Origin of the sequence: Streptomyces sp. 3211.6 (assembly GCF_003634815.1) — a bacterium.
GTDB classification, from domain to species: Bacteria; Actinomycetota; Actinomycetes; order Streptomycetales; family Streptomycetaceae; genus Streptomyces; species Streptomyces katrae_A.
This window is the reverse complement of the sequence record NZ_RBXC01000001.1, coordinates 4,286,352-4,311,955: the sequence shown is the minus strand read 5'-3', so window position 1 is coordinate 4,311,955 and position 25,604 is coordinate 4,286,352. Positions and strand designations below refer to the sequence as shown.

At 65.0% G+C, this 25,604-nt stretch carries 13 protein-coding genes and 5 rRNA genes; 5 read left to right on the top strand and 13 right to left on the bottom strand.

The genetic code is table 11. The annotated features are described in order from the left end of the window. Positions 1 to 5: 5 nt before the first annotated feature. The 3 genes from BX286_RS19915 to BX286_RS19900 form a co-directional block, all read right to left on the bottom strand. A 23S ribosomal RNA gene (locus BX286_RS19915) occupies positions 6 to 3,121 on the bottom strand. Positions 3,122 to 3,399: 278 nt separating this feature from the next. Further along, a 16S ribosomal RNA gene (locus BX286_RS19910) occupies positions 3,400 to 4,925 on the bottom strand. Together the 16S and 23S rRNA genes form the textbook arrangement of a ribosomal RNA operon. A gap of 517 nt (positions 4,926 to 5,442) precedes the next feature. Beyond that, positions 5,443 to 5,913 carry a MarR family winged helix-turn-helix transcriptional regulator gene (locus tag BX286_RS19900; RefSeq protein ID WP_079428957.1) on the bottom strand — a complete coding sequence of 157 codons (471 nt, stop codon included), beginning with the start codon at positions 5,911 to 5,913 and terminating at the stop codon, positions 5,443 to 5,445. Positions 5,914 to 6,003: 90 nt separating this feature from the next. Here BX286_RS19900 and BX286_RS19895 point away from each other — a divergent pair, with 90 nt between their 5' ends. Further along, positions 6,004 to 6,927: a zinc-binding dehydrogenase gene (locus BX286_RS19895; protein WP_100863228.1), complete on the top strand. Its 924-nt coding sequence runs from the start codon at positions 6,004 to 6,006 to the stop codon at positions 6,925 to 6,927. Positions 6,928 to 6,986: 59 nt separating this feature from the next. Here BX286_RS19895 and BX286_RS19890 read toward each other — a convergent pair whose 3' ends face one another. Beyond that, a complete protein-coding gene (locus BX286_RS19890; RefSeq protein ID WP_079423731.1) occupies positions 6,987 to 8,531 on the bottom strand; it encodes an IS1182 family transposase in 1,545 nt (514 codons plus the stop codon). A 142-nt stretch (positions 8,532 to 8,673) separates the two neighbouring features. On the opposite strand from BX286_RS19890, the gene BX286_RS19885 reads away from it, so the two are divergent. Further along, positions 8,674 to 9,783 carry an IS630 family transposase gene (locus tag BX286_RS19885; RefSeq protein WP_100861852.1) on the top strand — a complete coding sequence of 370 codons (1,110 nt, stop codon included), beginning with the start codon at positions 8,674 to 8,676 and terminating at the stop codon, positions 9,781 to 9,783. 94 nt (positions 9,784 to 9,877) lie between these two features. Here BX286_RS19885 and BX286_RS19880 read toward each other — a convergent pair whose 3' ends face one another. Then, on the bottom strand, positions 9,878 to 10,318 hold the full coding sequence (locus tag BX286_RS19880) for an SCO4402 family protein (RefSeq protein ID WP_167747598.1): 441 nt from the start codon (positions 10,316 to 10,318) through the stop codon (positions 9,878 to 9,880). A 617-nt stretch (positions 10,319 to 10,935) separates the two neighbouring features. Between BX286_RS19880 and BX286_RS19875 the strand changes: the two genes are divergently transcribed. Beyond that, positions 10,936 to 12,114: a Cmx/CmrA family chloramphenicol efflux MFS transporter gene (locus tag BX286_RS19875; protein WP_121015699.1), complete on the top strand. Its 1,179-nt coding sequence runs from the start codon at positions 10,936 to 10,938 to the stop codon at positions 12,112 to 12,114. Next, on the top strand, positions 12,111 to 12,395 hold the full coding sequence (locus BX286_RS38040) for a hypothetical protein (RefSeq protein ID WP_121015696.1): 285 nt from the start codon (positions 12,111 to 12,113) through the stop codon (positions 12,393 to 12,395). Before BX286_RS19875 ends, BX286_RS38040 begins: the two co-directional genes overlap by 4 nt. 22 nt (positions 12,396 to 12,417) lie before the next feature. Here the strand turns inward: BX286_RS38040 and BX286_RS19865 are convergent, their stop codons facing one another. From BX286_RS19865 to BX286_RS19835, 6 genes are all read right to left on the bottom strand, one after another. Then, the gene (locus BX286_RS19865; protein ID WP_079428954.1) at positions 12,418 to 13,404 is read right to left on the bottom strand and encodes an aldo/keto reductase; all 987 of its coding nucleotides are present in this window, start codon (positions 13,402 to 13,404) and stop codon (positions 12,418 to 12,420) included. A gap of 102 nt (positions 13,405 to 13,506) precedes the next feature. After that, on the bottom strand, positions 13,507 to 14,172 hold the full coding sequence (locus BX286_RS19860; RefSeq protein ID WP_148710282.1) for a hypothetical protein: 666 nt from the start codon (positions 14,170 to 14,172) through the stop codon (positions 13,507 to 13,509). An 88-nt stretch (positions 14,173 to 14,260) separates the two neighbouring features. Then, positions 14,261 to 14,377, bottom strand: a 5S ribosomal RNA gene (gene rrf, locus BX286_RS19855). Between the two features lie 74 nt (positions 14,378 to 14,451). Then, positions 14,452 to 17,567, bottom strand: a 23S ribosomal RNA gene (locus BX286_RS19850). A 278-nt stretch (positions 17,568 to 17,845) separates the two neighbouring features. Continuing rightward, positions 17,846 to 19,371 (bottom strand): 16S ribosomal RNA (locus BX286_RS19845). Between the two features lie 574 nt (positions 19,372 to 19,945). After that, positions 19,946 to 20,482: a MarR family winged helix-turn-helix transcriptional regulator gene (locus BX286_RS19835; RefSeq protein ID WP_079428951.1), complete on the bottom strand. Its 537-nt coding sequence runs from the start codon at positions 20,480 to 20,482 to the stop codon at positions 19,946 to 19,948. Positions 20,483 to 20,606: 124 nt separating this feature from the next. On the opposite strand from BX286_RS19835, the gene BX286_RS19830 reads away from it, so the two are divergent. Further along, on the top strand, positions 20,607 to 21,902 hold the full coding sequence (locus BX286_RS19830) for an MFS transporter (RefSeq protein ID WP_187344291.1): 1,296 nt from the start codon (positions 20,607 to 20,609) through the stop codon (positions 21,900 to 21,902). A gap of 62 nt (positions 21,903 to 21,964) precedes the next feature. On the opposite strand, the gene BX286_RS19825 is transcribed toward BX286_RS19830, so the two are convergent. Then, entirely contained in the window at positions 21,965 to 23,695 is a 1,731-nt protein-coding gene (locus BX286_RS19825) for an ATP-binding SpoIIE family protein phosphatase (protein ID WP_100863234.1), read from the bottom strand. A 172-nt stretch (positions 23,696 to 23,867) separates the two neighbouring features. Continuing rightward, on the bottom strand, positions 23,868 to 25,286 hold the full coding sequence (locus BX286_RS19820; RefSeq protein WP_079428948.1) for an NAD(P)/FAD-dependent oxidoreductase: 1,419 nt from the start codon (positions 25,284 to 25,286) through the stop codon (positions 23,868 to 23,870). Positions 25,287 to 25,604: the final 318 nt, after the last annotated feature.

Here is a 25,604-nt window from a genome sequence, read left to right as displayed (position 1 = left end):
CAACTGAGGACAAGCCCTCGGCCTATTAGTACCAGTCAGCTCCACCCGTTACCGGGCTTCCACATCTGGCCTATCAACCCAGTCGTCTACTGGGAGCCTTACCCTCTCAAGGAGGTGGGAATACTCATCTTGAAGCAGGCTTCCCGCTTAGATGCTTTCAGCGGTTATCCCTCCCGAACGTAGCCAACCAGCCATGCCCTTGGCAGGACAACTGGCACACCAGAGGTTCGTCCGTCCCGGTCCTCTCGTACTAGGGACAGCCCTTCTCAATATTCCTACGCGCACAGCGGATAGGGACCGAACTGTCTCACGACGTTCTAAACCCAGCTCGCGTACCGCTTTAATGGGCGAACAGCCCAACCCTTGGGACCGACTCCAGCCCCAGGATGCGACGAGCCGACATCGAGGTGCCAAACCATCCCGTCGATATGGACTCTTGGGGAAGATCAGCCTGTTATCCCCGGGGTACCTTTTATCCGTTGAGCGACGGCGCTTCCACAAGCCACCGCCGGATCACTAGTCCCGACTTTCGTCCCTGCTCGACCCGTCGGTCTCACAGTCAAGCTCCCTTGTGCACTTACACTCAACACCTGATTGCCAACCAGGCTGAGGGAACCTTTGGGCGCCTCCGTTACCCTTTGGGAGGCAACCGCCCCAGTTAAACTACCCATCAGACACTGTCCCTGATCCGGATCACGGACCGAGGTTAGACATCCAGCACGACCAGAGTGGTATTTCAACGGCGACTCCACAACCACTGGCGTGGCTGCTTCAAAGTCTCCCACCTATCCTACACAAGCCGAACCGAACACCAATATCAAACTGTAGTAAAGGTCCCGGGGTCTTTCCGTCCTGCTGCGCGAAACGAGCATCTTTACTCGTAGTGCAATTTCACCGGGCCTATGGTTGAGACAGTCGAGAAGTCGTTACGCCATTCGTGCAGGTCGGAACTTACCCGACAAGGAATTTCGCTACCTTAGGATGGTTATAGTTACCACCGCCGTTTACTGGCGCTTAAGTTCTCAGCTTCGCAACCCCGAAAGGTCACTAACCGGTCCCCTTAACGTTCCAGCACCGGGCAGGCGTCAGTCCGTATACATCGCCTTACGGCTTCGCACGGACCTGTGTTTTTAGTAAACAGTCGCTTCTCGCTGGTCTCTGCGGCCACCCCCAGCTCAGAGAGCAAGTCTCATCACCAGGAATGGCCCCCCTTCTCCCGAAGTTACGGGGGCATTTTGCCGAGTTCCTTAACCATAGTTCACCCGAACGCCTCGGTATTCTCTACCTGACCACCTGAGTCGGTTTAGGGTACGGGCCGCCATGAAACTCGCTAGAGGCTTTTCTCGACAGCATAGGATCATCCACTTCACCACAATCGGCTCGGCATCAGGTCTCAGCCTTATATGAGGGACGGATTTGCCTACCCCTCGGCCTACACCCTTACCCCGGGACAACCACCGCCCGGGCTGGACTACCTTCCTGCGTCACCCCATCGCTTACCTACTACCACCTTGGGCCGGCGGCTCCACCACTTTCCTTTCCCCGAAGGGTCCGGAACGGCTTCACGGCCTTAGCATCAGAGGATTCGATATTGGGCGTTTCAAAGCGGGTACCGGAATATCAACCGGTTGTCCATCGACTACGCCTGTCGGCCTCGCCTTAGGTCCCGACTTACCCTGGGCAGATCAGCTTGACCCAGGAACCCTTAGTCAATCGGCGCACACGTTTCTCACGTGTGTATCGCTACTCATGCCTGCATTCTCACTCGTGAACCGTCCACAACTAGCTTCCGCTGCTGCTTCACCCGGCACACGACGCTCCCCTACCCATCACAGCAGGCGTTGGCCCTATTGCTGCAATGACACGACTTCGGCGGTACGCTTGAGCCCCGCTACATTGTCGGCGCGGAATCACTTGACCAGTGAGCTATTACGCACTCTTTCAAGGGTGGCTGCTTCTAAGCCAACCTCCTGGTTGTCTCTGCGACTCCACATCCTTTCCCACTTAGCGTACGCTTAGGGGCCTTAGTCGATGCTCTGGGCTGTTTCCCTCTCGACCATGGAGCTTATCCCCCACAGTCTCACTGCCGTGCTCTCACTTACCGGCATTCGGAGTTTGGCTAAGGTCAGTAACCCGGTAGGGCCCATCGCCTATCCAGTGCTCTACCTCCGGCAAGAAACACACGACGCTGCACCTAAATGCATTTCGGGGAGAACCAGCTATCACGGAGTTTGATTGGCCTTTCACCCCTAACCACAGGTCATCCCCCAGGTTTTCAACCCTGGTGGGTTCGGTCCTCCACGAAGTCTTACCTCCGCTTCAACCTGCCCATGGCTAGATCACTCCGCTTCGGGTCTAGAGCGTGCAACTCAATCGCCCTATTCGGACTCGCTTTCGCTACGGCTTCCCCACACGGGTTAACCTCGCTACACACCGCTAACTCGCAGGCTCATTCTTCAAAAGGCACGCAGTCACGAGGATCCGAAGATCCCGACGCTCCCACGGCTTGTAGGCACACGGTTTCAGGTACTATTTCACTCCGCTCCCGCGGTACTTTTCACCATTCCCTCACGGTACTATCCGCTATCGGTCACCAGGGAATATTTAGGCTTAGCGGGTGGTCCCGCCAGATTCACACGGGATTTCTCGGGCCCCGTGCTACTTGGGAGATGAGCAAGCAAGCCGTACAGATTTCAGCTACGGGGGTCTTACCCTCTACGCCGGACCTTTCGCATGTCCTTCGCCTATCCATACGGTTTCTGACTCGCCTCACAGCCGGCAGACTGTGAAAGCTCATTCCCACAACCCCGCATGCGCAACCCCTGCCGGGTATCACACGCATACGGTTTGGCCTCATCCGGTTTCGCTCGCCACTACTCCCGGAATCACGGTTGTTTTCTCTTCCTGAGGGTACTGAGATGTTTCACTTCCCCTCGTTCCCTCCACATGCCCTATGTGTTCAGGCATGGGTGACAGCCCATGACGACTGCCGGGTTTCCCCATTCGGACACCCCCGGATCAAAGCTCAGTTGGCAGCTCCCCGGGGCCTATCGCGGCCTCTCACGTCCTTCATCGGTTCCTGGTGCCAAGGCATCCACCGTGCGCCCTTAAAAACTTGGCCACAGATGCTCGCGTCCACTGTGTAGTTCTCAAATAACGACCAGCCACCCGTCACACCCTGCCGAAACAGAGCTTTACCGGGGCCGGCACTGAAGACTGACCAGACGGCCGTGCCTTCAGGACCCAACAACGTGCCAAGCACGATCTCTTTCAGTGACTCACTTTCCACGCCGAAGCAGTACTCGTGATCCATCCAGAAGACCGTGCCAACTAATCAACGTTCCACCCATGAGCTGACCGTGCAGAACATTTGCCTGCAATCGGTACTGTGCTCCTTAGAAAGGAGGTGATCCAGCCGCACCTTCCGGTACGGCTACCTTGTTACGACTTCGTCCCAATCGCCAGTCCCACCTTCGACAGCTCCCTCCACAAGGGTTGGGCCACCGGCTTCGGGTGTTACCGACTTTCGTGACGTGACGGGCGGTGTGTACAAGGCCCGGGAACGTATTCACCGCAGCAATGCTGATCTGCGATTACTAGCGACTCCGACTTCATGGGGTCGAGTTGCAGACCCCAATCCGAACTGAGACCGGCTTTTTGAGATTCGCTCCACCTCACGGTATCGCAGCTCATTGTACCGGCCATTGTAGCACGTGTGCAGCCCAAGACATAAGGGGCATGATGACTTGACGTCGTCCCCACCTTCCTCCGAGTTGACCCCGGCGGTCTCCTGTGAGTCCCCATCACCCCGAAGGGCATGCTGGCAACACAGGACAAGGGTTGCGCTCGTTGCGGGACTTAACCCAACATCTCACGACACGAGCTGACGACAGCCATGCACCACCTGTATACCGACCACAAGGGGGGCACTATCTCTAATGCTTTCCGGTATATGTCAAGCCTTGGTAAGGTTCTTCGCGTTGCGTCGAATTAAGCCACATGCTCCGCCGCTTGTGCGGGCCCCCGTCAATTCCTTTGAGTTTTAGCCTTGCGGCCGTACTCCCCAGGCGGGGAACTTAATGCGTTAGCTGCGGCACCGACGACGTGGAATGTCGCCAACACCTAGTTCCCAACGTTTACGGCGTGGACTACCAGGGTATCTAATCCTGTTCGCTCCCCACGCTTTCGCTCCTCAGCGTCAGTAATGGCCCAGAGATCCGCCTTCGCCACCGGTGTTCCTCCTGATATCTGCGCATTTCACCGCTACACCAGGAATTCCGATCTCCCCTACCACACTCTAGCTAGCCCGTATCGAATGCAGACCCGAGGTTAAGCCTCGGGCTTTCACATCCGACGTGACAAGCCGCCTACGAGCTCTTTACGCCCAATAATTCCGGACAACGCTTGCGCCCTACGTATTACCGCGGCTGCTGGCACGTAGTTAGCCGGCGCTTCTTCTGCAGGTACCGTCACTTTCGCTTCTTCCCTGCTGAAAGAGGTTTACAACCCGAAGGCCGTCATCCCTCACGCGGCGTCGCTGCATCAGGCTTTCGCCCATTGTGCAATATTCCCCACTGCTGCCTCCCGTAGGAGTCTGGGCCGTGTCTCAGTCCCAGTGTGGCCGGTCGCCCTCTCAGGCCGGCTACCCGTCGTCGCCTTGGTGGGCCGTTACCCCACCAACAAGCTGATAGGCCGCGGGCTCATCCTTCACCGCCGGAGCTTTCCACCGCAGGAGATGCCTCCCGCAGTCGTATCCGGTATTAGACCCCGTTTCCAGGGCTTGTCCCAGAGTGAAGGGCAGATTGCCCACGTGTTACTCACCCGTTCGCCACTAATCCCCTCCCGAAGGAGGTTCATCGTTCGACTTGCATGTGTTAAGCACGCCGCCAGCGTTCGTCCTGAGCCAGGATCAAACTCTCCATGAATGTTTACCGGTAATCCGGTGCACACGCACGAAAGAGCGGGCCAGTCACGGTCGGAATAAGACCGACTGACCACAACGTCCTCGCTGTGTTTGTCGCCTGCCAGTGCCCGAAGGCCCGACAGGTCTTTTTCAAAGGAACCTCATCCACCGAAGTGGACGGGGTATCAACTTCTGGCGTTGATTTTTGGCACGCTGTTGAGTTCTCAAGGAACGGACGCTTCCTTTGTACTCACCCTCTCGGGCTTTCCTCCGGGCTTTCGTTCTTTCTTCGTTTCCGACTCTATCAGACTCTTTCGGGCCCGACTTCCTCGGTGCTTTCCAGGTTCTGCGCTTTCGCGCTTTCCCTTTCCGGCGGTTCCGACTCTATCAGAAGTTTTCCACCGGATTTCCCGGCTTCGACGTTCCGAATGAAGAGTCGAGTGCACCCCACATGGAATTCGATTCGCTGCGGGGTGAGTGTCGCCGAACCTCTCCGGTTCGAGGCAACCGCTTGACTCTACATCCGGCCCCCAGGGGTGTCAAAACGAGGTGGGGGCCTCATGGACACGCCTCAACAGCTCCATCAACACGCCCTGCTCATCCGCCGTCAGCGGCGCCAGGAGCTGCTCGTTCGCCTCCTCCGCGAGGGTGGCGCAGCGGGCCAGGGCCGCCTCTCCCTCCGGGGTCACCGTCACCGCGTTCTTGCGGCGGTCGGCCGGGTCCGGGGCCCGCAGGACCAGGCCCGCCTCTTGGAGGTGGTTGAGGATCCCGACCATGTCCTTCGGGTCCACCGCGAGCCGGCGGCCGAGGTCCGCCTGTGCGACGGGACCGTACTCGGCAGTTGCGGCCAGCACCGCGTGCTGCATCAGCTTCAGCCCCTCCGCCGCGATCGCGTCGGCGACCAGGCCCCGCCCGCGCGCCGCGACGCGGCCAACGAGCCAACTGGGCAGGGACTGGATGTGCGCGAGGGCCGAGGACGAAGGGGGCGGTGAGGGCTGGGACTTGACCATGCAGCCACCCTACCCAGAAATCATTGGACTTCCCCACGACCTTAGCCATATCGTTGGGGCACCCAATGAAAACGGATCGGGGGAGGTCCTGTGCTGCGCATCCGCCACGAGGTCAACGGTGGGCCGGAAGTCCTGTTCGCCGAAGAGGTCGACCGCCCGGAGGCGGCCCCCGGGGAGCTGCTCGTCCGTACCGGGGCGATCGGCGTCACGCTGCCCACCGTCCGCAAGGTCCGCGAGGGCAGCGGGCCTGTCTCGTTCGGCGGGGAGGTCGCCGGGACCGTCGTCTCCACCGGCGCGGACGTCACCGGCTTCGCCGTCGGCGACCGCGTCACCGGACTGTGCTTCGCCGACGCCTACGCCGAGTACGCCGTCCTGAACGCCGCGCTCGCCACCACCGTCCCGGACGACGCCACCGCCGTGGACGCGGTCGCCCTCGTCCGCAGCGGGCTCGTGGCGCGCGGGGCGTTCGAGGCCGGGCGGGTACAGCCCGGCGAGTCGGTGCTCATCACGGCGGCGGCCAGCGCGGTGGGCACCCTCGCCCTCCAGCTCGCCAAGGCCGGAGGGGCGGGACGGGTCGTCGCCGCCGTCGGCAGCGCCGACAAGGCCGACTTCGTGCGCGGGCTGGGCGCCGACGCGGTCGTGCTGTACGAGGACGCCGACTGGGGAGCCCCGTACGACGTCATCCTCGACGGCGTCGGCGGCGAGCTGCTGGGCCCGGCCGTGCGCGCCCTGGCCATGGGCGGCCGGCTGGTGGCCTTCAGCTCCGGCGGCGGCACGGTGGAGGCGTACGAGCTGCTGGTGCGCGGCGCCTCGGTGATCGGCTTCCAGATGCGGGCCATCGCCCTCGGCCGACCCGACCTGTACGCCCGCTGGCAGCGCGAGCTCTGGGAGCAACGCGCAGCCGGCACCCTGCGCACCACTGTCCACGAGGAGATCCCCCTCGCGGAGGCGGCGCGCGCCCACGCAGCCATCGAGCAGCGCCGCAACCGCGGCAAGGTGGTCCTCGTCCCCTAGAAGACTGATGAAGATCTTGTTGAGGGGCCGTCCGGCCGTAGGCCGGGCGGCCCCTCTGGTTATGTGATGGCCGGTGCGAGGTGCCAGGTGCCGCCTGTGTGAGTGAGTCCGAGGTTGATCAGGCGGCGGAGGTTGAGGGCGGCTGCTCGGGTGTGGAGCCAGGCGTTGTTGCTGATGGTGCCCCGGTAGCGGAGTCGGCGGTTGCCGTGGTGGACGAGCCAGGCGACGGCACGTTCGACTGGTGGCCGCCAGCGGCGGTAGTCGGCCTGCCAGGCGGGGTCGGTGGCGGCCTGGCGGCGGGCCGCGGCTTGGAGATCGTGGTGGGGGCGGATGGTCAGGACGCGTCCGGCTTTGGCCTTGGTGCACTGCTCACGCAGCGGGCATCGGGTGCACACGTTCCCGAAGACGGCCCTGCGCTGGTGGTGGCGGCCGCCGGGCTCGGACAGGCCGACGGTGTGGCCTTGGGGGCAGGTCACGGTGGCGGCCGAGGTGTCGATGGCGAAGTCGTCGAGGGTGAAGCCGTCTGGGACGGCCGGCCGCAGCGGGGCGGGTTTGAGGAACAGCCGGTGTCCGGCCTCTTCGAGGGCCTGGCGGGCGTCGCCGGTGGAGTAGGCGGTGTCACCGAAGGCGTCCACCGGGGTGTCCTCCTCGGCCAGCAGTTCAAGGCCGACGGCTGCCTCGTGGTGCTCTGGCCCGGCCCCGGGCCGCAGGGCGACGGCGGTGTATAACCCGGTCTCCGGCTCGACGGCGAGGTGGGCCTTGTATCCGTCCTGCTGATGGGAGCGGGTCTTGTGGATGTGCCGGGACTCGGGGTCGACGGTGGAGATCATCCGGTCCGGGGCGGTCCCTTGGGTGATGCGCCAGCGGCCGTCACGGCCGTCGGAGTCCTCGGCCGGTTCCACGTCCTGCCCGGCGACCAGCGCGAGGATGCCGACCGCGTTCGCTGCCTTCTCGCCCAGTTCCTGCTCGGGCAGATGCCCGAGCAGTCTGACCGCGTCGCCGACGAGCGCGTCGACCAGGTTGGCTCGTGCCTGGGCATCGTTCCAGGTGATGCGGGGTTTGCCCGGGTCGGTGTAGTCGTGGGCGGTGCACTGCGCGGCGGCAGCCTCGGCGCCGCCGGGGACTTCCCGGATCACCACCCGGATGGCGCCGATGATCTGGGTGACGGTGTCCTGGGTGGCGACCGCGTCGTCCAGCACGGTGGAGTCCAGTGCCCGCCGGTGCTTGCCCCTGAGGACACCGGTGGCCTTCACGACCTCCCGCACGGCCTCGAAGGCCCGGTTCGGGCTGGTGGAGCGGGCCAGCCGGCGCCGGAAGTACGCCAGAAGCGACGGGTCGAACGCGGTGTCATGCAGTCCCAGCCCGCACGCGGCCTTCCACCGCAGGTCACACCGCAGTTCCTGGACCGTCTCGAAGTCCGACATGCCGTGCAGGGCCTGCAATGTGATCGCCGCGGCCAGAATCTGCGGCGGCATGGACGGCCGCCCGTTCGCCGACGGATACATGTCCGCGAACATCGCCGCGGGGAACAACCGGCCACGGTGCTCGGCCAGGAACGCGAACACACTCCCAGCCGGAATCAACTCCCGGCACGTCGCCCACACATCAGGTCCGACCGTCTCCCCGACCCACTCCCCTTGAACCACAACACGAGTCTGGCCCCACCGCTGACGCGGCGGGGCCAGAACCCAACATCTTCATCAGTCTTCTAGTGTCCTGAGTCTTAAATTTCCATATAGTTGAGGCATGACGCGCCCGGGACCGAAGCTTGCGCCGCTGGATTTGACTGATGCTGAGCGATCAGTGTTGGAGGGGTGGGTGCGGCGGCGTAAGTCCGCGCAGGACATGGCGATGCGGGCCCGTGTGATCCTGGCCTGTGACGATGTCGGGGAGGACGGCTTTCCCGTGTCGACGCGTGCGGTGATGGAGCGGGTCGGGGTGTCCCGCGACACCGTCTCGAAGTGGCGTAAGCGTTTCCTGGCGGACCGTCTCGACGGGTTGTCGGACGAGCCGCGTCCGGGCCGGCCCCGCACGGTGATGGACGAGCAGGTCGCCGATCTGATCGCCCGGACGCTGGAGTCGAAGCCGGAGAACGCCACGCACTGGTCGACCCGGTCGATGGCGAAGAAGACCGGGCTGTCGCAGTCGACCGTTTCCCGGGTGTGGCGGGCTTTCGGCTTGCAGCCGCACCGGTCCGAGACGTTCAAGCTATCCACGGACCCGTTCTTCGTCGACAAGGTCCATGACGTGGTGGGGCTGTATCTCGATCCGCCGGAGCGGGCGCTGGTGCTGTGTGTGGACGAGAAGTCGCAGATCCAGGCGCTGGACCGGTCCCAGCCGGTGCTGCCGATGATGCCCGGGGTGCCCGAGCGGGCCAGTCACGACTACGTCCGCGCTGGCACCACCACGCTGTTCGCGGCCTTCGACGCGGCCACCGGCAAGGTGATCGGGTCCCTCCACCGCCGGCACCGGGCCGAGGAGTTCAGGAAGTTCCTGAACAAGCTCGACAAGGAGATCCCTGCCGGACTCCAGGTCCACTTGATCTGCGACAACTACGCGACCCACAAGACCGCGGCGGTCAAGAAGTGGCTGCTGGCCCATCCCAGGTTCCACATGCACTTCACGCCCACCAGCTCGTCCTGGCTGAACCTGGTCGAGCGGTGGTTCGCCGAGCTGACGAACAAGCGGATACGGCGAGGAGTCCACAAGTCGGTCCAGGCGCTGGAGAAGGACATCCGCACCTGGATCGACTCATGGAACGAAGACCCCAAGCCGTTCATCTGGACCAAGACTGCCGACCAGATCCTCGAATCCCTCGCCTCGTACTGCCGACGAATTACCGACTCAGGACACTAGGGTCTGTCTGACAATTCGCGCCGGATCAGGCCGGGTCGTTCGGTGCGTGCGATCGGCGTGCGGCCGGGACCCGGCGGGAATTGTCAGACAGGCCCTAAGCGCCGTCGACGGGCTCGGCGCCGGGCGGCCGGCGATGCCCGGCAGCGTGCAACCCGCTCAACGCCGCCTGGTCATTGGCCACCAGCACCTGGGCCAGCCGCGCCGCGGCGGCGACCACGCCCGGCCAACCCGGCGAGTCCAGATAGACCTCGTCGCGGGCGGCGGCGCCGACCGCCTCCTGTACCGCGCCGTAGGCAGCACCGAGCCGTGCCATCAGCTCGACCTCTTCCTCGCTGCGGAGGCACTGCCCCAGCCAGGGCAGAGGGTCGTCCGCATCGCAGAAGTCGTCGAAGAGCACGTGCACGGTGTAGTCGAGGTCCTCGAACCGATCCGGATCGAGCCACACCTCCCGCTGCCACGTCGGACTGGCCAGCGCCACGACCGCGGGCACGATATGCAGGCGGTGCTCAGGCAGCGCAATACCGTGATCGATCACGGGCCCACCGCGAACGACGGCCACCGGCCGGCCTCGGTCATAGGAATCGTCTCCTCGCGCCATGCCCCTCGGCGAGCTGCCGGACCTAGGCCGACCATCAGGAACAACGTGGTCACACCCCGATCGTGTCAGGGGGACCGGGCGGACGACCAGCACCTCGTCTGCCTGATCGTGGCCTGATCTACAGGCGGATCGACGCGACGGTGACGGGCGGGCTCTGGGATGGCCGGGATCGTGTGCCGGATACCGCGTCGTCGCAGGTATTCGCGGCACGGCCCGTTGCTGTAGGCCTTGTCGGGCGCGAGGCTGTCCGGCTTCTTGCGGGGGCTACTGCCCGGCCCTGGCCGTGGCGCGCGGATCTTCTCCAGGACCAGCATGGCGAAGCCAGGGTGGCCAGCGCGCATACCTTCGACCGGCGTCGGTCGGATAGCGTGCGGGGCATGTCGAGTCCTGAGTCAGACGAGGTGGGGGCTTTCGGTCACGCCGTCAGCCCCCTGAACCACTGAGTTCGTAGCCCTGCGGCACACCGCTTTCTGCGGTGGAACGAGTGTGCGCTTGGGGCTGGCCGCGGTGACGAGATGACCTTCTCGTGCCTCTCCTCACCTCGGAGCCACTCGATGCCTCTCCCGCTGTACCTGCTTGCCATGGCGGTCTTCGCCATGGGCACCTCGGAGTTCATGCTCGCCGGCCTCTTGCCGGACATCGCCTCGGACCTTGACGTCACGGTCGGGACAGCAGGCGCCCTCACCTCGGCCTTCGCGACCGGCATGATCGTCGGGGCCCCCTTGGTGGCCGCGCTTGCCCGTAACTGGCCCAGGCGCTCCAGCCTCCTCGGGTTCGTCCTCGCTTTCGCAGCAGCTCACGCCTTGGGCGCCATCACCACAAGCTTCCCCGTCCTGCTCGCCACCCGAGTCGTCGCCGCGCTCGCGAACGCAGGGTTCCTTGCCGTCGCTCTGACGGCTGCCGCCACGCTGGTCTCGCCCGACAGGAAGGGACGCGCGCTGGCCGTGCTGCTGTCCGGCACGACGGTGGCCACGATCGCCGGTGTCCCCGGTGGGTCGGTGCTCGGCACGGTTCTCGGCTGGCGGGCCACCTTCTGGGCTGTCGCCGCTCTCTGCCTGCCGGCAGCTCTCGGCGTCCTGAGGGGAATCCCAGCAGGAGGCGACGGGGATGAGGCGACTGGAAGGCCGGCGTTGCGAGCGGAGCTCGCTCAGCTCGCACGGCCGCGGTTGATTCTGGTGATGGTGCTTGGCGCGCTGGTGAACGCGGCAACCTTCGGAAGCATCACCTTCCTCGCCCCCGTGGTGACCGACAGAGCCGGGCTGGGCGAGTTGTGGGTCTCTGTCGCTCTGGTGCTTTTCGGCGTCGGTTCATCCGTGGGCGTCGCCGTCGCCGGCCGGCTGTCCGACCGGCGTCCTGGTCCGGTCATCGCAGTCGGCGGTCCGTTGCTGCTCATCGGCTGGCCGGCCCTGGCGATGCTGGCCAACGAGCCGGTCGCCCTGTTCATCCTCGTGTTCGTGCAGGGCGCACTGTCGTTCGCGCTGGGCAGCACGCTGATCACACGGGTCCTCTACGAGGCCGCGGAAGCCCCCACCATGGCCGGCTCGTATGCGACGGCGGCGCTCAACGTGGGTGCCGCCGTCGGCCCCGTCATCGCTGCGGCCACCCTCGGCACGGAAGCCGGAGACCGCGGGCCGCTCTGGGCAAGCGGGCTCCTGGTCGCGGTAGCGCTGCTCATCGCGTTTCCTCTCCTCACCGCCATCACGGCCGGCCGAAGCACCAAGGTGCTCCGGTGACACCACCGAACGCCCCCTTGAACATCGAGGGACGCCGAAGGCTCGCGGAGCGCCGCCGTACCCGTCCGACCGCGCACGTCGCCGCCGAGGCCGGCTTCCTCGCCGTCGCCCTGGCCGACATGGCACGGGCCGCGGGGCGGAACGAGGACGTCGCCGCGCTGTCGGCCGCCCGTACCGGGGCGGTACACCGCTGCGAGGACCCAGCGTGCCGGCGGCCCGTCCCCTCGCCCGCCCACGCCGTCTTCCTGCCCGCCACGGTCCGGGGTGGCCGGGCCACCTAGCGGTGGCTTCGTGGGCCGTCCCTCACTGGTCGACGAAGGTCAGGCTCGTCGCGTCGTAGCGGGCGCCCGCGATCTGTTCGCTGGGGGCCGCGGCCTCGATGGCGGCCAGGTCTTCGGGCGTCAGCTCGACGGACAGCGCCGCGATGTTCTCCTCGAGGTACTTCTCCCGCCGGGTGCCGGGGATCGGTACGACGTCCTCGCCGCGGTGCTGCACCCAGGCCAGGGCGAGCTGGCCCGCGGTGATGCCCTTGGCCGCGGCCAGTTCCTCGAGCTTCGCGACGATCGCCAGGTTCCGGTCGAGGTTGCCGTCGGCGAACCTCGGCTGCGTGCGCCGTAGGTCGGTCTCCGCCAGGCCCTCGACCGAGTTGTAGCGGCCGGTGAGGAAGCCCCGGCCGAGCGGGGAGAACGGGACGAGGCCGATGCCGAGTTCGCGGCAGACCGGGGCAGCTTCCGCCTCCAGGTCCCGGGTCCAGAGGGACCACTCACTCTGCAGTGCCGTGATCGGGTGCACGGCGTGGGCCCGGCGGATCGTCTCCGCACCGGCCTCCGACAGCCCGAGGTGGCGGACCTTGCCGGCCTGGACCAGCTCGGCCATGGCGCCGACGGTCTCCTCGATCGGCACCTGCGGGTCGACCCGGTGCTGGTAGTAGAGGTCGATGTGGTCGACCCCGAGGCGTCGCAGCGAGGCCTCGCACGCCTGGCGCACGTAGGCGGCGTCGCCGCGGATCACGGTGGGCTCGCCCAGCCGGTTGGCGAAGCCGAACTTCGTCGCGATGACCGCCTCGTCGCGCCGCCCGGCGACGGCCCGCCCGATCAGTTCCTCGTTGTGCCCGGAGCCGTAGAAGTCGGCGGTGTCCAGGAGGGTCACCCCGAGGTCGAGGGCCCGGTTGAGGGTCGCGATCGACTGCGCGTCGTCCGAGTCCCCGTAGCCGTGGCTCATCCCCATGCAGCCCAACCCCTGTGCGGACACAGCGAGTTCACCCAAGTACCGGATGCCTGCGTCGATCATTTCGATGCCTCCCCCGAGCTGGAAAACCGTATGCCCCGACGCTATGACTTGGAGTGCACTCCATGTCAAACGATCTCTGGGCCGGCTGGTCAGCTCCCCTGGTCAGCTCCCGCAGTCGAGCGTCGCCAGGCCCCCCGAGACGATGGGGTCGCCGGGGGTCCCGTGTACGGTCAGCGAACCGCCGCCGTCCTCGTGCCAGCCCAGCTCGTACGTTCCCGCGGCGATGGGCCGGTGGCCGTCGTCGGCGATCCAGGAGCCCGACGGCCGCCAGCCGATGTGGCTGGCGCCGATCGCATAGACGTCACCGCTGCCGAGTACGAGGAACGAGGTCTCCCGGACGACGGCGGTGCAGCCATCGGGGCCCGTGGGGTGCAGGACGTAGTACTCCGCGCCGAGTTCGTCGAGGGCGCCGGCCGCACAGCTCAGCACCGCCGCGGTCGCAGCGACTACCCGCAGACCGGACATCAAGGCCGACCGGCTGTGCTCCACCGTCCGGCCGGCCTCGGAACGCAGCCACAGGGCGCGCAAACCGGCGGCGACCACGGCTGCACAGACCAGGACGACGCACAGCACCCACCCGGACACCACGTGCCCGAAGACCAGGAGCACCATGTCGCTCCATCCCGCGGCCGCGGCCAGCAGCAGGAGCCCGACCCCGGCCATGTCGTAGCCGGCGGCCCTCCCGGTCCCTTCCCCCTTCCCCTTCGGCTTCCCCTTCCGCTGCCACTTCTGGCTGACCGCAGCCTCCCCGCTGCTCATACTGCTCATCCATGCAGATTACGGCCGTCCGGTCTTCTGGCCGTAAACGCAGAAAAGCCCCGCACCATGACTGGTGCGGGGCTTTCCCACAATGATTGTTCGGCGGCGTCCTACTCTCCCACAGGGTCCCCCCTGCAGTACCATCGGCGCTGAAAGGCTTAGCTTCCGGGTTCGGAATGTAACCGGGCGTTTCCCTAACGCTATGACCACCGAAACACTATGAAGTTGAACTCAAGCCGGCAAGGCGAGTTCGTTACTTCAGAACTAACACAGTGGACGCGAGCAACTGAGGACAAGCCCTCGGCCTATTAGTACCAGTCAGCTCCACCCGTTACCGGGCTTCCACATCTGGCCTATCAACCCAGTCGTCTACTGGGAGCCTTACCCTCTCAAGGAGGTGGGAATACTCATCTTGAAGCAGGCTTCCCGCTTAGATGCTTTCAGCGGTTATCCCTCCCGAACGTAGCCAACCAGCCATGCCCTTGGCAGGACAACTGGCACACCAGAGGTTCGTCCGTCCCGGTCCTCTCGTACTAGGGACAGCCCTTCTCAATATTCCTACGCGCACAGCGGATAGGGACCGAACTGTCTCACGACGTTCTAAACCCAGCTCGCGTACCGCTTTAATGGGCGAACAGCCCAACCCTTGGGACCGACTCCAGCCCCAGGATGCGACGAGCCGACATCGAGGTGCCAAACCATCCCGTCGATATGGACTCTTGGGGAAGATCAGCCTGTTATCCCCGGGGTACCTTTTATCCGTTGAGCGACGGCGCTTCCACAAGCCACCGCCGGATCACTAGTCCCGACTTTCGTCCCTGCTCGACCCGTCGGTCTCACAGTCAAGCTCCCTTGTGCACTTACACTCAACACCTGATTGCCAACCAGGCTGAGGGAACCTTTGGGCGCCTCCGTTACCCTTTGGGAGGCAACCGCCCCAGTTAAACTACCCATCAGACACTGTCCCTGATCCGGATCACGGACCGAGGTTAGACATCCAGCACGACCAGAGTGGTATTTCAACGGCGACTCCACAACCACTGGCGTGGCTGCTTCAAAGTCTCCCACCTATCCTACACAAGCCGAACCGAACACCAATATCAAACTGTAGTAAAGGTCCCGGGGTCTTTCCGTCCTGCTGCGCGAAACGAGCATCTTTACTCGTAGTGCAATTTCACCGGGCCTATGGTTGAGACAGTCGAGAAGTCGTTACGCCATTCGTGCAGGTCGGAACTTACCCGACAAGGAATTTCGCTACCTTAGGATGGTTATAGTTACCACCGCCGTTTACTGGCGCTTAAGTTCTCAGCTTCGCAACCCCGAAAGGTCACTAACCGGTCCCCTTAACGTTCCAGCACCGGGCAGGCGTCAGTCCGTATACATCGCCTTACGGCTTCGCACGGACCTGTGTTTTTAGTAAACAGTCGCTTCTCGCTGGTCTCTGCGGCCACCCCCAGCTCAGAGAGCAAGTCTCATCACCAGGAATGGCCCCCCTTCTCCCGAAGTTACGGGGGCATTTTGCCGAGTTCCTTAACCATAGTTCACCCGAACGCCTCGGTATTCTCTACCTGACCACCTGAGTCGGTTTAGGGTACGGGCCGCCATGAAACTCGCTAGAGGCTTTTCTCGACAGCATAGGATCATCCACTTCACCACAATCGGCTCGGCATCAGGTCTCAGCCTTATATGAGGGACGGATTTGCCTACCCCTCGGCCTACACCCTTACCCCGGGACAACCACCGCCCGGGCTGGACTACCTTCCTGCGTCACCCCATCGCTTACCTACTACCACCTTGGGCCGGCGGCTCCACCACTTTCCTTTCCCCGAAGGGTCCGGAACGGCTTCACGGCCTTAGCATCAGAGGATTCGATATTGGGCGTTTCAAAGCGGGTACCGGAATATCAACCGGTTGTCCATCGACTACGCCTGTCGGCCTCGCCTTAGGTCCCGACTTACCCTGGGCAGATCAGCTTGACCCAGGAACCCTTAGTCAATCGGCGCACACGTTTCTCACGTGTGTATCGCTACTCATGCCTGCATTCTCACTCGTGAACCGTCCACAACTAGCTTCCGCTGCTGCTTCACCCGGCACACGACGCTCCCCTACCCATCACAGCAGGCGTTGGCCCTATTGCTGCAATGACACGACTTCGGCGGTACGCTTGAGCCCCGCTACATTGTCGGCGCGGAATCACTTGACCAGTGAGCTATTACGCACTCTTTCAAGGGTGGCTGCTTCTAAGCCAACCTCCTGGTTGTCTCTGCGACTCCACATCCTTTCCCACTTAGCGTACGCTTAGGGGCCTTAGTCGATGCTCTGGGCTGTTTCCCTCTCGACCATGGAGCTTATCCCCCACAGTCTCACTGCCGTGCTCTCACTTACCGGCATTCGGAGTTTGGCTAAGGTCAGTAACCCGGTAGGGCCCATCGCCTATCCAGTGCTCTACCTCCGGCAAGAAACACACGACGCTGCACCTAAATGCATTTCGGGGAGAACCAGCTATCACGGAGTTTGATTGGCCTTTCACCCCTAACCACAGGTCATCCCCCAGGTTTTCAACCCTGGTGGGTTCGGTCCTCCACGAAGTCTTACCTCCGCTTCAACCTGCCCATGGCTAGATCACTCCGCTTCGGGTCTAGAGCGTGCAACTCAATCGCCCTATTCGGACTCGCTTTCGCTACGGCTTCCCCACACGGGTTAACCTCGCTACACACCGCTAACTCGCAGGCTCATTCTTCAAAAGGCACGCAGTCACGAGGATCCGAAGATCCCGACGCTCCCACGGCTTGTAGGCACACGGTTTCAGGTACTATTTCACTCCGCTCCCGCGGTACTTTTCACCATTCCCTCACGGTACTATCCGCTATCGGTCACCAGGGAATATTTAGGCTTAGCGGGTGGTCCCGCCAGATTCACACGGGATTTCTCGGGCCCCGTGCTACTTGGGAGATGAGCAAGCAAGCCGTACAGATTTCAGCTACGGGGGTCTTACCCTCTACGCCGGACCTTTCGCATGTCCTTCGCCTATCCATACGGTTTCTGACTCGCCTCACAGCCGGCAGACTGTGAAAGCTCATTCCCACAACCCCGCATGCGCAACCCCTGCCGGGTATCACACGCATACGGTTTGGCCTCATCCGGTTTCGCTCGCCACTACTCCCGGAATCACGGTTGTTTTCTCTTCCTGAGGGTACTGAGATGTTTCACTTCCCCTCGTTCCCTCCACATGCCCTATGTGTTCAGGCATGGGTGACAGCCCATGACGACTGCCGGGTTTCCCCATTCGGACACCCCCGGATCAAAGCTCAGTTGGCAGCTCCCCGGGGCCTATCGCGGCCTCTCACGTCCTTCATCGGTTCCTGGTGCCAAGGCATCCACCGTGCGCCCTTAAAAACTTGGCCACAGATGCTCGCGTCCACTGTGTAGTTCTCAAATAACGACCAGCCACCCGTCACACCCTGCCGAAACAGAGCTTTACCGGGGCCGGCACTGAAGACTGACCAGACGGCCGTGCCTTCAGGACCCAACAACGTGCCAAGCACGATCTCTTTCAGTGACTCACTTTCCACGCCGAAGCAGTACTCGTGATCCATCCAGAAGACCGTGCCAACTAATCAACGTTCCACCCATGAGCTGACCGTGCAGAACATTTGCCTGCAATCGGTACTGTGCTCCTTAGAAAGGAGGTGATCCAGCCGCACCTTCCGGTACGGCTACCTTGTTACGACTTCGTCCCAATCGCCAGTCCCACCTTCGACAGCTCCCTCCACAAGGGTTGGGCCACCGGCTTCGGGTGTTACCGACTTTCGTGACGTGACGGGCGGTGTGTACAAGGCCCGGGAACGTATTCACCGCAGCAATGCTGATCTGCGATTACTAGCGACTCCGACTTCATGGGGTCGAGTTGCAGACCCCAATCCGAACTGAGACCGGCTTTTTGAGATTCGCTCCACCTCACGGTATCGCAGCTCATTGTACCGGCCATTGTAGCACGTGTGCAGCCCAAGACATAAGGGGCATGATGACTTGACGTCGTCCCCACCTTCCTCCGAGTTGACCCCGGCGGTCTCCTGTGAGTCCCCATCACCCCGAAGGGCATGCTGGCAACACAGGACAAGGGTTGCGCTCGTTGCGGGACTTAACCCAACATCTCACGACACGAGCTGACGACAGCCATGCACCACCTGTATACCGACCACAAGGGGGGCACTATCTCTAATGCTTTCCGGTATATGTCAAGCCTTGGTAAGGTTCTTCGCGTTGCGTCGAATTAAGCCACATGCTCCGCCGCTTGTGCGGGCCCCCGTCAATTCCTTTGAGTTTTAGCCTTGCGGCCGTACTCCCCAGGCGGGGAACTTAATGCGTTAGCTGCGGCACCGACGACGTGGAATGTCGCCAACACCTAGTTCCCAACGTTTACGGCGTGGACTACCAGGGTATCTAATCCTGTTCGCTCCCCACGCTTTCGCTCCTCAGCGTCAGTAATGGCCCAGAGATCCGCCTTCGCCACCGGTGTTCCTCCTGATATCTGCGCATTTCACCGCTACACCAGGAATTCCGATCTCCCCTACCACACTCTAGCTAGCCCGTATCGAATGCAGACCCGAGGTTAAGCCTCGGGCTTTCACATCCGACGTGACAAGCCGCCTACGAGCTCTTTACGCCCAATAATTCCGGACAACGCTTGCGCCCTACGTATTACCGCGGCTGCTGGCACGTAGTTAGCCGGCGCTTCTTCTGCAGGTACCGTCACTTTCGCTTCTTCCCTGCTGAAAGAGGTTTACAACCCGAAGGCCGTCATCCCTCACGCGGCGTCGCTGCATCAGGCTTTCGCCCATTGTGCAATATTCCCCACTGCTGCCTCCCGTAGGAGTCTGGGCCGTGTCTCAGTCCCAGTGTGGCCGGTCGCCCTCTCAGGCCGGCTACCCGTCGTCGCCTTGGTGGGCCGTTACCCCACCAACAAGCTGATAGGCCGCGGGCTCATCCTTCACCGCCGGAGCTTTCCACCACAGGAGATGCCTCCCGCAGTCGTATCCGGTATTAGACCCCGTTTCCAGGGCTTGTCCCAGAGTGAAGGGCAGATTGCCCACGTGTTACTCACCCGTTCGCCACTAATCCCCTCCCGAAGGAGGTTCATCGTTCGACTTGCATGTGTTAAGCACGCCGCCAGCGTTCGTCCTGAGCCAGGATCAAACTCTCCATGAATGTTTACCGGTAATCCGGTGCACACGCACGAAAGAGCGGGCCAGTCACGGTCGGAATAAGACCGACTGACCACAACGTCCTCGCTGTGTTTGTCGCCTGCCAGTGCCCGAAGGCCCGACAGGTCTTTTTCAAAGGAACCTCATCCACCGGAGTGGACGGGGTATCAACTTCTGGCGTTGATTTTTGGCACGCTGTTGAGTTCTCAAGGAACGGACGCTTCCTTTGTACTCACCCTCGCGGGCTTTCCTCCGGGCTTTCGTTCTTTCTTCGTTTCCGACTCTATCAGATCCTTTCGGGCCTGACCCCCAGTCAGCGGGGTTTGTCTTCCGGGCTGTTGGGCCCTTCCGACTCCTGAACTCTAGCGGATTTTCCCGGCAACCGATAATCGGGCCTTCGGAAATGAATTCGGACATGCCGAATTCGTTCCCGGTGGGAGATCGTGCTGAGTAGGTTGCCGCGACGAGGCGGCGGATTCGTTGACCTCAGAACCTTCCAGCGCTGGGGCAACTCGAAGAACCTTACGGATCCCCGGGGGGCGTGTCAACCCGGGAGGTCGGGGCCCGTCGGGGGTCGCTCAGGTGCGGGACTGGAGGTCCTCCACGCGGGCCAGGACCCGGGTGAGCATGTCCCCCAGTACCCCGCGCTCCGCGGTGGAGAGGTCCTGGAGGAGGTCCTCCTCGAACACCGTCGCCGCGCGCATCGCGTCCAGCCACTTGCTGCGGCCCTCGTCCGTCAGCTCCACGATCACGCGGACCCGGTTGGACTCGTCCCGTTCCCGGGTGACCAGGCCCTCGGCCGTCATGCGGTCGATCCGGTGGGTCATGGCCGCCGGCGTCAGGCTCAGCTGCTTCGCGAGCTCGCTGGGGCCCATCCGGTACGGGGCGCCCGAGAGGACCAGGGCCTTGAGGACCTCCCACTCCGCGTTGCTGATGCCGAGGGCGGCCGTCTGGCGGCCGTACGCGACGTTCATGCGGCGGTTGAGGCGGCTGAGGGCCGAGACGACCTTCTCCACCTGGGGGTCCAGGTCCTGGAACTCGCGCTGGTAGACGGCGATCTGCTCGTCGAGGCTCGGCTCGTGGACGGGCGTGGCGCCGTCGGGGGTGTCAGCCATGGACCGAAGTATCCCATGAACCCGTTGGCGTCTAACTCCTTCGATGTGTAGAGTTAAGCATCGAACTTTAGGCATGAAGTCTTCAGGCTTTAGCTATCAGGGCAGGTGAGAAGTGACCAAGGTGATGGGCGCTGCGATGCGGCGGATCCAGGCCGGGAACGCGCTGACCGCGTTCGGCATCGGTTTCACGGTTCCGTTCCTCTACATCTATGTGGCGCAGGTGCGGGGGCTGGGCTCCATGGCCGCCACGAGTGCGTTCGTGGCGTTCGCCCTGGGTGCTCTGGTCGCGCTGCCCTTCACCGGCCGGGTCATCGACCGGCGTGGTCCGGTGCCCGTGGTCATGGGTGCGGCCGTGGCCGCGTCCGCGGGTGCGCTCTCCCTCGGGCTCTCCTCCGGCGTGGTGCCGATCCTGCTGTCGGCCCTGGCGCTGGGTGCCGGGCAGGCCGTGATGCAGCCGGCGCTGGCCACGATGATCGTGTGGTGCTCGACCCCGTCGACCCGTACGCGTGCGTTCGCGCTGCAGTTCTTCATGCAGAACCTGGGGCTGGGCATCGGCGGGCTGGCCGGCGGCCAGATCGTCGACGTGAGCCGGCCGGGGAGCTTCACCCTGCTGTTCGGCATCGAGGCCGTGATGTTCCTGGTGCTGGCCGCGGTCATCGCCACCGTGCGGATGCCGCAGGCGCCCGGCATCAAGGACGCGGTGCCGAAGGGCCAGGGTGCGGGTGGCGGCTGGGCGCGGCTGCTGCGCCACAAGGCGATGGTGCAGCTGTGCCTGCTGGGCTTCGTGCTCTTCTTCGCCTGCTACGGACAGTTCGAGTCGGGTCTGGCGGCCTTCGGTACGGAGGCCGCGGGGATCTCCCCGTCCACGCTGGGGTTCGCGCTGGCCGCCAACACGGGTGCGATCGTCGTGGCGCAGTTCGTGGTGCTGAAGCTGGTCGAGAAGCGGCGGCGTTCGCGGGTCATCGCGCTGGTCGGGCTGATCTGGACCGTGGCGTGGCTGATCGCCGGGTTCTCGGGGCTGGGGCACGGCAGCGCGACGATGGCCGCCGCCGCGTTCGTGAGCACGTACGCGCTCTTCGGGATCGGTGAGGCGATGCTGTCGCCGACGCTGGCGCCGCTGGTGGCGGACCTGGCTCCGGAGGGTTCGGTCGGTCAGTACAACTCGGCGTTCGCGCTGGTCAAGCAGATGGCGCTGGCTCTTGGGCCGCTGGGCGTGCCGCTGGGCGCCGGGGTTCCGATGCTCTACATCGGGATCTTCGTGCTGGTGTCGCTGGGGATCGCCGGGCTGGCGCTGCGGCTGGGCCGGCAGCTGAGCCCGGCGCAGGACAACCCGTCATTGCTGGGCGGCCGGGTCGTGGCGCAGGGTCCGGCGGTGGCCGGCAAGGGTGCGGCGCAGCCGGCGGAGCGGGTGGCCGTGTAAGAGGCGTGGTGGTGGGAGAGGCCCCGGTCCTGGTGGACCGGGGCCTCTGCCGTGTGCGCGGGCTATGTGTCGGGGAGGGCGAACTCGCACCAGACGGCCTTGCCGCCGCCGGGGGTGCGGCGGGAGCCCCAGGCCGAGGCGATGGTGGCGATGATCGAGATGCCGCGGCCGGTCTCGTCGCCCGGTTCGGCGCGGCGGCGGCGCGGGAGGTGGTCGTCGCCGTCGGTGACCTCGACGATCAGGCGGCGGTCGGTGCGGCGCAGGCGCAGGCGCATGGGCGGGGTGCCGTGCTGGAGGGAGTTCGCGACGAGTTCGCTGGCGGCGAGGACGCCGAGGTCGCGGAGCTCGACGGGGAAGCGCCAGGAGGTGAGGACGCCCTGGGCGAAGGCGCGGGCGCGGGGGGCGGCCTCGACGCCGCCGAGGAGTTCGAGGGCGGCGTTGTGGAAGAGCTCGGCGTCGGCTCCGGTGCGGGCGGGCTGCTGGAGGACCATGACGGCGACGTCGTCGTCGTGGTCGGCGTCGACGCCGAGGGCGCGCATGAGGCGGTCGCAGATGATCGCGGGGGTGCCCTGGGCTCCGGCGAGGGCGCGTTCGAGGGCGGAGACGCCTTCGTCGATGTCCTCGCCGCGGCGTTCGACGAGGCCGTCGGTGTAGAGGACGGCGGTGGAGCCGGGGCCCAGCGCGATGGTGCCGGAGGTGTGGAGCCAGCCGCCGGTGCCGAGCGGGGGGCCGGTGGGGTCGGCGGCGCGGCGGACGGTGCCGTCCTCGTCGCGGACGAGGATGGGGAGGTGGCCGGCGGAGGCGTAGGCGAGGAGGCCTTCGTTGGGGTCGTGGACGGCGTAGACGCAGGTGGCGATCTGGCTGGCGTCGATCTCGGCGGCGAGTCCGTCGAGGAGCTGGAGCACCTCGTGCGGGGGCAGGTCGAGGCGGGCGTAGGCGCGGACGGCGGTGCGCAGCTGGCCCATGACGGCGGCGGCGCGCACCCCGCGGCCCATGACGTCGCCCATGACGAGGGCGGTGCGGCCGGCGCCGAGGGTGATGACGTCGTACCAGTCGCCGCCGACGGCGGCTTCGGTGCCGCCGGGCTGGTAGGTGGCGGAGATGCGGAGGTCGTCGGGCTGTTCGAGTTCCTGCGGGAGGAGGGAGCGCTGGAGGGTGACGGCGGCTTCGCGCTGGCGGCGTTCGCTGGCGCGGAGGCGGTCGACGGCTTCGGCGTGGTCGGTGACGTCGGCGAGGTGGACGAGGATCCCGGTGTGGTGGGGGTCGGGCCGGCCGTCGGTGTCGGCCTTGGGGAACCGTACGGGGGTGCAGGTGACGGTGTAGGAGCTGCCGCCGCCGGGGGCCTGGCGGTTCTTGGCGGTGCGGGGTTTGCCGCTGCGCTGGACCTGGTCGAGGAGGGGGAGCAGGCCGAGCTCGCCGAGTTCGGGGAGGGCGAGGTGTGCGGGGGCGCCGGTGGTGCGGGGGCCGAAGCCGGCGGTGTAGGCGTCGTTGACGTAGGCGACGCGGTGCTCGGGGCCGTGGACGAGGGCGACGAGGGCGGGGAGGAGGCCGAGGACCTCCTTGACGGAGAGCTCGTCGAGGGCGGGTGCGGCGGGGAGCGGGGCCGTGCCGGTGCCGGAGACGGTGGCGTCGGCGGGGCTGCCCTCGGGGGGCGCGGCGGGGTGGGCGGCGGCGCCGCGGGCTGCCGGGACGGAGCCTTCACCCCTTTTGGCCTGGGCGGCGGCGTGCTCGTTCCGGGCGGCGGCGCGGCGCTGCGTGCCGGGAAGCCGGGCGCTCCAGCGCGTGAAGTTCACTGCGTTCAAGCCTCGTGGTGTCGCAAGTGGTCGCGGTGTCTCCTCCCGGTGGTGCCGGGAGGTGCCCCGTGTGGTCGGTCGCTTGCTGCTGTCACTCCGTGGGGCGTCACTCTGTGCAGGTGTGAGCCCACCTATGGTCACACGTCCAGTGTGGCGGACCGCACTGACAACGTCAGCCCTCGCTGTCGGCCGGGGGGTTGGGGGCGGGGTGCTGGAGGTGGTGCCGGGGGCCTCCGCCGGCGGCGAGTTCGAATTCTGCCCTGGGGTGTTCGAGGGATCCGAGGGAGACGATCTCGCGGGTGAAGAGTCCGGCGAGGGTCCATTCGGCGAGTACACGCATCTTGCGGTTGAAGGTGGGGACGCGGCTGAGGTGGTAGGTGCGGTGCATGAGCCAGGCGGGGTAGCCCTTGATCTTGCGTCCGTAGACGTGTGCGACGCCCTTGTGGAGGCCGAGGGAGGCGACGGAGCCGGCGTATTTGTGGGCGTATTCGGTGAGGGCCTCGTCGCGGAGGGCGGCGACGATGTTGTCGGCGAGCTGTCTGGCCTGGCGGACGGCGTGCTGGGCGTTGGGGGCGCATTCGCTGCCGGGGGTCTGGGCGGTGATGTCGGGGACGGCGGCGGCGTCGCCCGCGGCCCAGGCGTGTTCGACTCCTTCGACGGTGAGGAAGGAGGTGCAGCGCAGGCGGCCGCGTTCGTTCCTGGGCAGGTCGCTGGCGGCGAGGACGGGGTGAGGTTTGACGCCGGCGGTCCAGACGACGGTGCGGGTGGGGAAGCGGGCGCCGTCGCTGAGGACGGCGACGCGGTTCTCGCAGGATTCGAGCCGGGTTTCGAGGCGGACGTCGATGTTGCGGCGGCGCAGTTCGCGGACGGTGTAGGTGCCCATTTCGGGGCCGACCTCGGGGAGGATCCGGTCGCTGGCCTCGACCAGCACCCATTTCATGTCCTCGGGCTTGATGTTGTGGTAGTACCGGGCCGCGTAGCGGGCCATGTCCTCGAGTTCGCCGAGTGCTTCGACGCCGGCGAATCCGCCGCCGACGAAGACGAAGGTGAGGGCGGCGTCGCGGATCGCGGGGTCGCGGGTGGAGGAGGCGATGTCCATCTGTTCGATGACGTGGTTGCGCAGGCCGATGGCCTCTTCCACGGTTTTGAACCCGATGCCGTAGTCGGCCAGGCCGGGGACGGGGAGGGTGCGGGAGACGGAGCCGGGGGCGAGGACGAGTTCGTCGTACTCGATCTGGAGGTCGCCGGTGCCCTCTTCGGGGGTGGCGAGGGTGGTGACGGTCGCCGTCCGTTTGGCGTGGTCGATGCGCTGGGCCTGGCCGATGACGATGCGGCAGCGGTCGAGGACGCGGCGCAGGGGGATGACGACGTGGCGGGGGGAGATCGCGCCCGCGGCGGCTTCCGGGAGGAAGGGCTGGTACGTCATGTACGGCTCGGGGGTGACCACGGTGACCTCGGCTTCGCCGGATCTGAGCTTCCGCTGGAGGCCCAGGGCGGTGTACATGCCGACGTATCCGCCGCCGATGACGAGGATGCGCGTGCGGGGCGGGGTACCGGGGGCGTCGCCCCGCGAGTTAGCAGCCTTCACCATCCCATGACGCAACGTGGCCGGGAGTTTGTCCACAGGCCCGACAAATTGTGTGACCAGTGGTGGGGGTGGGCCGGGGTGGCCGGGCGGGCCGGGTCGGGTGAGAAGTTCGCAGGTCAGAGCATGCGGAGGGGGTGATTCCGGGGGCTTGCGGCGGAAAAGTGGGGGTGAATGCTCCGATCGGGCGGTGCTCCGTCGGGGGCTGCCTCTTCTGAATTGACTCTGGCTCAACTATGTTCGTATCTCGTCGAGGAGTAGGACCAGGGCCCTCATGACCGTGGCCCCCCTCGACACGAAGGCGGGGAGTGTCTCCGGGGGGAG

Coding starts and splice junctions, on each gene's coding strand:
- BX286_RS19865 (WP_079428954.1), bottom strand. CDS start 13,404: ATGATCGACGCAGGCATCCGGTACTTGGGTGAACTCGCTGTGTCCGCA.
- BX286_RS19830 (WP_187344291.1), top strand. CDS start 20,607: ATGGGCGCTGCGATGCGGCGGATCCAGGCCGGGAACGCGCTGACCGCG.
- BX286_RS19885 (WP_100861852.1), top strand. CDS start 8,674: ATGACGCGCCCGGGACCGAAGCTTGCGCCGCTGGATTTGACTGATGCT.
- BX286_RS19860 (WP_148710282.1), bottom strand. CDS start 14,172: ATGAGCAGTATGAGCAGCGGGGAGGCTGCGGTCAGCCAGAAGTGGCAG.
- BX286_RS19875 (WP_121015699.1), top strand. CDS start 10,936: ATGCCTCTCCCGCTGTACCTGCTTGCCATGGCGGTCTTCGCCATGGGC.
- BX286_RS19900 (WP_079428957.1), bottom strand. CDS start 5,913: ATGGTCAAGTCCCAGCCCTCACCGCCCCCTTCGTCCTCGGCCCTCGCG.
- BX286_RS19820 (WP_079428948.1), bottom strand. CDS start 25,286: ATGGTGAAGGCTGCTAACTCGCGGGGCGACGCCCCCGGTACCCCGCCC.
- BX286_RS19835 (WP_079428951.1), bottom strand. CDS start 20,482: ATGGCTGACACCCCCGACGGCGCCACGCCCGTCCACGAGCCGAGCCTC.